Annotated in this window: 4 protein-coding genes and 2 rRNA genes; 1 reads left to right on the top strand and 5 read right to left on the bottom strand. The window is 62.8% G+C overall.

Annotated features, from left to right (window positions below; translation table 11 throughout):
* Positions 1-256 precede the first annotated feature (256 nt).
* A complete protein-coding gene (gene coq7, locus HWX31_RS31330; RefSeq protein WP_174965656.1) occupies positions 257-883 on the bottom strand; it encodes a 2-polyprenyl-3-methyl-6-methoxy-1,4-benzoquinone monooxygenase in 627 nt (208 codons plus the stop codon).
* Between the two features lie 285 nt (positions 884-1,168).
* On the opposite strand from coq7, the gene HWX31_RS31335 reads away from it, so the two are divergent.
* Positions 1,169-2,326 (top strand): porin, encoded by a 1,158-nt coding sequence (locus tag HWX31_RS31335; RefSeq protein ID WP_174965657.1) that lies wholly within the window; start codon positions 1,169-1,171, stop codon positions 2,324-2,326.
* Between the two features lie 164 nt (positions 2,327-2,490).
* Here HWX31_RS31335 and HWX31_RS31340 read toward each other — a convergent pair whose 3' ends face one another.
* The 4 genes from HWX31_RS31340 to HWX31_RS31355 form a co-directional block, all read right to left on the bottom strand.
* Complete coding sequence (locus HWX31_RS31340; RefSeq protein ID WP_174965658.1) at positions 2,491-4,164, bottom strand: long-chain fatty acid--CoA ligase; 1,674 nt, start codon at positions 4,162-4,164, stop codon at positions 2,491-2,493.
* Between the two features lie 137 nt (positions 4,165-4,301).
* On the bottom strand, positions 4,302-6,377 hold the full coding sequence (locus HWX31_RS31345; protein ID WP_174965659.1) for a molybdopterin-containing oxidoreductase family protein: 2,076 nt from the start codon (positions 6,375-6,377) through the stop codon (positions 4,302-4,304).
* 287 nt (positions 6,378-6,664) lie between these two features.
* Positions 6,665-6,777: ribosomal RNA gene (gene rrf / locus HWX31_RS31350) — 5S ribosomal RNA — on the bottom strand.
* Positions 6,778-6,931: 154 nt separating this feature from the next.
* Positions 6,932-7,028: ribosomal RNA gene (locus HWX31_RS31355) — 23S ribosomal RNA — on the bottom strand; the annotation flags it as partial.

Below are 7,028 nucleotides of genomic sequence, written 5' to 3' on the forward strand. Positions count from 1 at the left end.
GTCAAGGGAGCGGCCCGGTTTTTTGACGAATTTTGTTAGTTAGAACAAGGACTTACGCGCACAAGCTCATGTGCCCCGCACTCCAAAAACCGTTAAAAATGAATGAGCTAGTGCAACTTGTGAAGGTGATACGTGAACAAGGCCGGCCAGATGGGCGTGCGAACGGGGCTTTCGGGGGCGGGAAAACGCGGAAAAAGCGGGCGGTATCGGAAGGCTCGATCGGGGACGGCTGACCGCTCCGCCCCCGCGGATTTCGTCACAGGTAGTACGCAGTGCTCGTCATGACTTTCGATGCGGCGCGCATCAGCATTCGCGCCGGCAGCGGCAGCTCGATGCCGCCCGCGTCGGTCGCGGCCTTGCCGTGCTTCACCTCGTCGATGCGCATCTGGTCGACGATCGCGCGTGACGCGGTGTCGCCCGCCGGCAGCGTCGACAGGTGACCTTCCAGATGGCTTTCGACCTGGCGCTCCGTCTCGGCCATGAAGCCGAGGCTCACCTTGTCGCCGAGCGCGCCGGCCGCGACGCCGATCGCCAGCGCGCCAGCGTACCACAGCGGATTCAGCACGCTCGGACGCGAGTCGAGCTCCTTGAGCCGGTGCGCGGTCCACGCGAGGTGGTCCTCCTCCTCGCGGGCAGCCTCCTCGAACATCGCCTTGGCCGCCGGCGTGCGCGCGGTCACCTTCTGCGCCTGATACAGCGCCTGCGCGCAGATCTCGCCGACATGGTTCACGCGCATCAGTCCTGCGGCATGCGTGCGCTCCGCCGGCGTGAGCTCGACGGTCGGGGGTTCGGCCGGCGCCGGCACCGGGCGGCTCATGCGGTTCACGCCCGCCATCGAGCGCAGACCGCGATCGAATTCGCGGATCAATTCATCCAACACCATCCTGTTCTCCTGGCTGCTAGTGCTTGCGTTTTCGCACCCGGCGAAAACGCGTGTCCGCTGCGTAACCGACTTGATTCTTCAGCGGAAATTGCGGTTAACCCGTGATTTTAACCATTGTTGCATAAACGAAACATGGCGACCCCGGGCCGGGGGATCTTGCTTTGTTGCAAAAAATCCTTTTGCTACATTACGTCGGACTTCGTGCGAAGTTGCAGCGGGGATCGTCTGCAGAACATAACTATTTGCCCCGCAACAATAAATTCTATGATTTCTGGAGATCCGTTCATGAAAAAGTCGCTTCTCGCGCTCGTCGCGCTGGGCGCGTTCGCTGGCGCCGCTCACGCGCAAAGCAGCGTGACGCTTTACGGCATCATCGATGAAGGCTTCATCTTCAACAACAACGCCAAGGGCAAGCACCTGTACGGTCTGTCGAGCGGCGTGCTGCAAGGCAGCCGCTGGGGCCTGCGCGGCACGGAAGACCTGGGCGGCGGCCTGAAGGCGGTCTTCGTGCTCGAAAACGGCTTTGACGTGAACACCGGCGGCCTCAAGCAGGGCGGCCTCGAATTCGGCCGTCAGGCATACGTCGGCCTGGGGAGCGGCTTCGGCACGGTCACGCTGGGCCGCCAGTACGACTCCGTCGTCGACTTCGTCGGCCCGCTCGAGGCGGGTGACCAGTGGGGCGGCTACATCGCCGCGCACCCGGGCGACCTCGACAACTTCAACAACGCGTACCGCGTGAACAACGCGATCAAGTACACGAGCCCGTCCTACAACGGCTTCTCGTTCGGCGGCCTGTACAGCTTCGGCGGGCAAGCCGGCCAGTTCGCGAAGAACCAGGTCTGGTCGCTCGGCGCCGGCTACAACAACGGCCCGCTGGTTCTCGGCGTCGGCTACCTGAACGCGCGCACGCCGGCGAACTTCGGCGGCATGTTCAACAACGGTTCGACCGCATCGACGACGATCGCATCGACGCCGATCTATGGTCCGTACGCAGCGACCGCCAACACGTACCAGGTTATCGGTGCCGGCGGTGCCTACACGTTCGGCGCGGCGACGATCGGGGCAACGTACTCGAACACGAAGTTCAAGGGCTTTACTGCTGGCGGGTTCTCCGGAACTGCGACGTTCAATAACGGCGAAATCAACTTCAAGTATCAGTTGACCCCGGCGCTGATCCTGGGCGCGGCGTACGACTATACGCAGGGCAGCAAGATCGGCGACGCGTCCGCCGCGAAATACCACCAAGGCTCGCTGGGCGTCGACTACTTCCTGTCGAAGCGTACTGACGTCTACGTGATCGGCGTGTATCAGCATGCATCCGGCAAGACGCTTGATCCGAAGAATAATGAACCGGTCGATGCAACCGCAGCGATCAATGGCCTCGACCCGTCGACCAGCAAGAACCAGGTGGCGGCTCGCGTCGGCATCCGTCACAAGTTCTAATCAGCTTGCCTGACAAGTCGCAGTCGATTGAAGGCGCCTTCGGGCGCCTTTTTCTTTGTTCTGCGGCGAACTGTGGCGATCGGATACGCGGGTAGCTGTCGAGTCATGGCGGCCTGAAAACAAAAAGCCCGGCCGAAGCCGGGCTCTATCGTTCGAGCGCCCCGTCAGGCGCGTCCGTCGCGCAATTCGCGCCGCAGGATCTTGCCGACGTTCGTCTTCGGCAATTCGGTGCGGAACTCGACGAGCTTCGGGCGCTTGTATCCCGTGAGCCGCTCCTTGCAGTACGCGAGAATGTCCTTGTCCGTGAGCGCGGGGTCCTTCTTCACGACGAAGAGCTTCACCGCTTCCCCCGAATGCTCGTCCGGCACGCCGACCGCGGCCACCTCGAACACACCCGGGTGTGACGCCACGACGTCCTCGACCTCGTTCGGATACACGTTGAAGCCGGAAACGAGGATCATGTCCTTCTTCCGGTCGACGATCTTCACGTAGCCGCGCGCATCCATCACGCCGACATCGCCGGTCTTGAAGAAGCCGTCCGGGAACATGACCTTGGCGGTTTCGTCCGGACGATTCCAGTAGCCGGCCATCACCTGCGGCCCGCGGATGCAGATTTCGCCGGGTTCGCCGAGCGGCACTTCGTTGCCGGCGTCATCGCGAATCGACACCTCGGTCGACGGCAGCGGCAGGCCGATCGTTCCGCTGTACGTCGTGGCGGTCACCGGGTTGCAGGTTGCGACCGGTGATGTTTCGGACAGGCCGTAGCCCTCGACGATCGCCGTGTGCGTCTTCTCGTACCAGCGCTTCGCCACGCCTTCCTGGATCGCCATGCCGCCGCCGTTGGCGATCGCGAGCTTCGAGAAATCGAGCTGGTCGAAATCCGGGTGGTTCAGCAATGCGTTGTAGAGCGTGTTGACGGCCGGGATCGTCGAGATCTGGTACCCCTTCAGCTCCTTGATCATGCCGCCGATATCGCGCGGATTCGGAATCAGGATCCCCATGCCGCCGGTGCGCATCGTCAGGAATCCGCAGACGGTCAGCGCGAACACGTGGTAGAGCGGCAGCGCGACCACGGTCACGAACTGCTTCACGTCCGGATACTTCTCGTGCGCGGGGTGGTGCCATGCCCCCGCCTGCAGCACGTTCGAGACGATGTTCCGGTGCAGCAGCGTCGCGCCCTTCGCGACGCCCGTCGTGCCGCCCGTGTACTGCAGGAACGCGACGTCGTTCGGGCCGAGCTTCTGCGGCTTGAAGGCCTGCCGCGCGCCCTCGGCCAGCGCCGCCTTGAATCGGGTATAGGCCGGAAGCTGCCACGCCGGCACCATCTTCTTGACGTTGCGCACGACGTAGTTGACGAGCCATCCCTTGAGGCCCAGCAGATCGCCCATCGAAGCGACCACCACATGCTTGACCGACGTATTGGCGATCACGGCCTGCAGCGTCGTCGCGAAATTCTCGAGAATGACGATCGCTTCGGCGCCGCTGTCCTTGAGCTGGTGTTCGAGTTCGCGCGGCGTATAGAGCGGATTGACGTTGACGACGGTATAGCCGGCACGCAGCACCGCGACGATCGCCACCGGATACTGCAGGACGTTCGGCATCATCAGCGCGACGCGGGCGCCGCGCGCGAGCCCCCGCGACTGCAGCCACGCGCCGAACTGGCGCGACAGCGTGTCCAGCTCACCGTACGTAATCGCCTTGCCCATGCACACGAAAGCCGTCCGGTCACGGTACTGGGTGAAGCTTTCGGCGAGCAGGTCGGGGACGGACGGATACGGAGACGGATCAATTTCGGCCGGAACGCCGGACGGGTACGATTTCAGCCAAATCTTGTCCATACTGCGCGTCTCCTCACAGATTTTCGAATGGTCGTGCGAAAACGCATCCTAGCGGCTCGCTCGACTTGGCACAACAGGGTTAGACACCCCCTTCGAACTTCCGGCGCTCACATGCGCGTGCTCGCACCGATCTTCCGTCAAATTCTCGCTACTTCGACGAGGCAGTCGTAGAACGTCGCCGAATTGCCCAGATCGGTGAGTGCCTGGCTCGTCACCTCGTTCGCGTTTCGACCGTCCGGCGACAGTTTCTTCCACCAGATCGACAAGCCGACCACGAGTCCGGCCCGGGCGCGGTCGGTGATCCGTGCACGCGCTTGCATCGAACCGCGATCGTTGAAGATGCGCACGACATCGCCGTCCGAGATCCCCCGCGCGTCGGCGTCGACGGGGTGAATGTCGAGATGCGGCTGGCCCTCCGTATTGCGCAGGCTGTCGACGTTGACGAAGGTGCTGTTCAGGAAATTGCGGGCCGGCGGCGAGATCATCGCGAGCGGATAGCGCGCCGCAAGCTCAGGCGCCGCTTCGGCCGACTCGAACGGAGGCAGATAGTCCGGCACCGGATCCATCCCCATCTCCGCCAGCCGCGCGCTGTAGAACTCACATTTGCCCGATGGAGTCCTGAAGCCGCCGTTCGCGAACGGCGCGTCAGGCAGCTTGAGCTTGATCCATCCTGCCTGCTTCAGCGCATCCCAATTGCTGTCGAGCGTCGGATCGTCCCATCTGAGGGCCGCGCGCGCGACCTCCTCGTCGCTGTGGTAGAGCGCGGGTTCATCGAGCCCCATGCTGCGCGCGATGCCGCGGAAAATCTCCGTGTTCGGCCGCGCATCGCCTACCGGCGGAATCGACGGCAGGTTCGCCATCACATAGGTATGGCCATACGACTTGTGGACGTCGAGATGCTCGAGCTGCGTGGTGGCCGGCAGCACAATGTCGGCGAAATCGACGGTATCTGTCTTGAAGTGCTCGAGAACGACGGTGAACAGGTCCTCACGCGCGAATCCTGCGGCTACCTTCGACGAATCCGGCGCGACGGCAACAGGGTTCGAGTTGTAGACGATCACCGCCTCGACCTTCGGTCCGAAGGCCTCATCGCCCGGGTGCAGCAGCGCATCGCCGATGGCGTTCATGTTGATGACGCGCGGCAGCTTGTGAGGCCATCCCGGCATCAGGTCGGGACGCAACAGTGCGGGCTGATTGACCGGCGCCCATTCCGAGGAAGACAGCAGCAATCCGCCTGCCCGATCGCGCCATGCGCCCGTCAGCGCGGGCAAACTGGCGATCGCGCGCACTGCGTTGCCGCCGCCTCGCACCCGCTGCATGCCGTAATTGAGCCGGATCGACGCTTTCCGGGTGGCGCCGTAGCGGCGCGCGAGATCGATCAGCTCGGACGCGTCGATACCGCAGATCCGCGCGACCCGCTCCGGCGGATAGGACATCGCGCGCGCCTTGAGCGCGTCGAAGCCGACCGTATGGCTGGCGATATAGTCGTGATCGAGCAGGTTTTCGGTGATCAGCACGTGCATCATGCCGAGCGCGAACGCGCCGTCGGTGCCGGGCCGCAATGCAATGTGCTGGTGACACTTTTCCGCCGTCAGCGAGCGGTACGGGTCGATCGCGACCAGATGTGCGCCGCGCCGTTTCGCTTCCTGGGCTCGCGTCCAGAAATGCAGGCTCGACGCGATCGGGTTCGCGCCCCAGATCAGAATCAGTTCGCTCTCTTCGAAATATTCGAGGTGCATCCCAAGACTGCCGCCATAGGTGTAGCGCAGCCCTGCCGCGCCCGCGGCGGCACAGATCGTGCGCTCGAGCCGTGACGCGCCCAGCTTGTGGAAGAATCGTTGGGCGATGCCTTCGCTCTGCACGAGCCCCATCGTCCCCGCGTAGCTGTACGGAACAATCGCTTCCGGCGCGCGCCTCGCAATTTCTCCGAGGCGGCGACCGATCTCGTCGAATGCCTCGGTCCAGCTGATCGGCACGAAACGCCCTTCTCCCTTGGCGCCGATGCGTTTGAGCGGTACGGTCAGGCGATCGGGATGATGCACCCGATCGGCGTAGCGGCTGACCTTGGTGCACAACACACCCTGCGTCGGCGGATGATCGGGATCGCCGGATACCTTGAGCGCCTTGCCGTTTTCGACGGTGACGCGCATCGCGCACGTATCAGGGCAATCGTGAGGGCATACGGCCCTGGCCATCTGTGTAGGGGCGTTCATCGTTTTATTCGCGGATTGGGGATTGGAGAATTTTACGGCGGAGGTGGGCCGCAAAGTGTCGATTTCGCGACGAGAAATCGCCTCGCGCTTTCGATGAGGATGAGGGAGATTGCGAGAATCGGGGGCGAACGGACCGTTCGCGAGAAGGCTGGGGTGTCTACAGGCCTTCTGACCGCCCGTCTCGAAGAGGATGGGCGAGGTTTTGGCGCACCGGCGCGCGCGTGCATTTCCGACGCTGGAAATGCAAAAACCCCCGCCTGGTGGGCGGGGGTTTCTGACTGAGGGGAGCCTGACGATTACCTACTTTCACACGGGAATCCGCACTATCATCGGCGTAGAGTCGTTTCACGGTCCTGTTCGGGATGGGAAGGGGTGGGACCGACTCGCTATGGTCATCAGGCAAAGAGGGTTGTTCTGCTGGCTTGGCCAACAGAACCAATCTGAGAAGAAGCAGTAATTCAGGTTGTGTGTATCACACACGAGAATCCAACTTGTCGCTTTGGATCGCGGCCAGTGCCTGAGCACGGCGCCGATCTACAAGGCAGACTTGTTATAGGATCAAGCCTTACGGGCAATTAGTATCAGTTAGCTGAACGCATTACTGCGCTTACACACCTGACCTATCAACGTCCTGGTCTCGAACGACCCTTC

It is taken from the genome of Burkholderia ubonensis (assembly GCF_902833085.1).
Classification (GTDB): Bacteria; Pseudomonadota; Gammaproteobacteria; order Burkholderiales; family Burkholderiaceae; genus Burkholderia; species Burkholderia ubonensis.

Coding starts and splice junctions, on each gene's coding strand:
- coq7 (WP_174965656.1), bottom strand. CDS start 883: ATGGTGTTGGATGAATTGATCCGCGAATTCGATCGCGGTCTGCGCTCG.
- HWX31_RS31335 (WP_174965657.1), top strand. CDS start 1,169: ATGAAAAAGTCGCTTCTCGCGCTCGTCGCGCTGGGCGCGTTCGCTGGC.
- HWX31_RS31340 (WP_174965658.1), bottom strand. CDS start 4,164: ATGGACAAGATTTGGCTGAAATCGTACCCGTCCGGCGTTCCGGCCGAA.
- HWX31_RS31345 (WP_174965659.1), bottom strand. CDS start 6,377: ATGAACGCCCCTACACAGATGGCCAGGGCCGTATGCCCTCACGATTGC.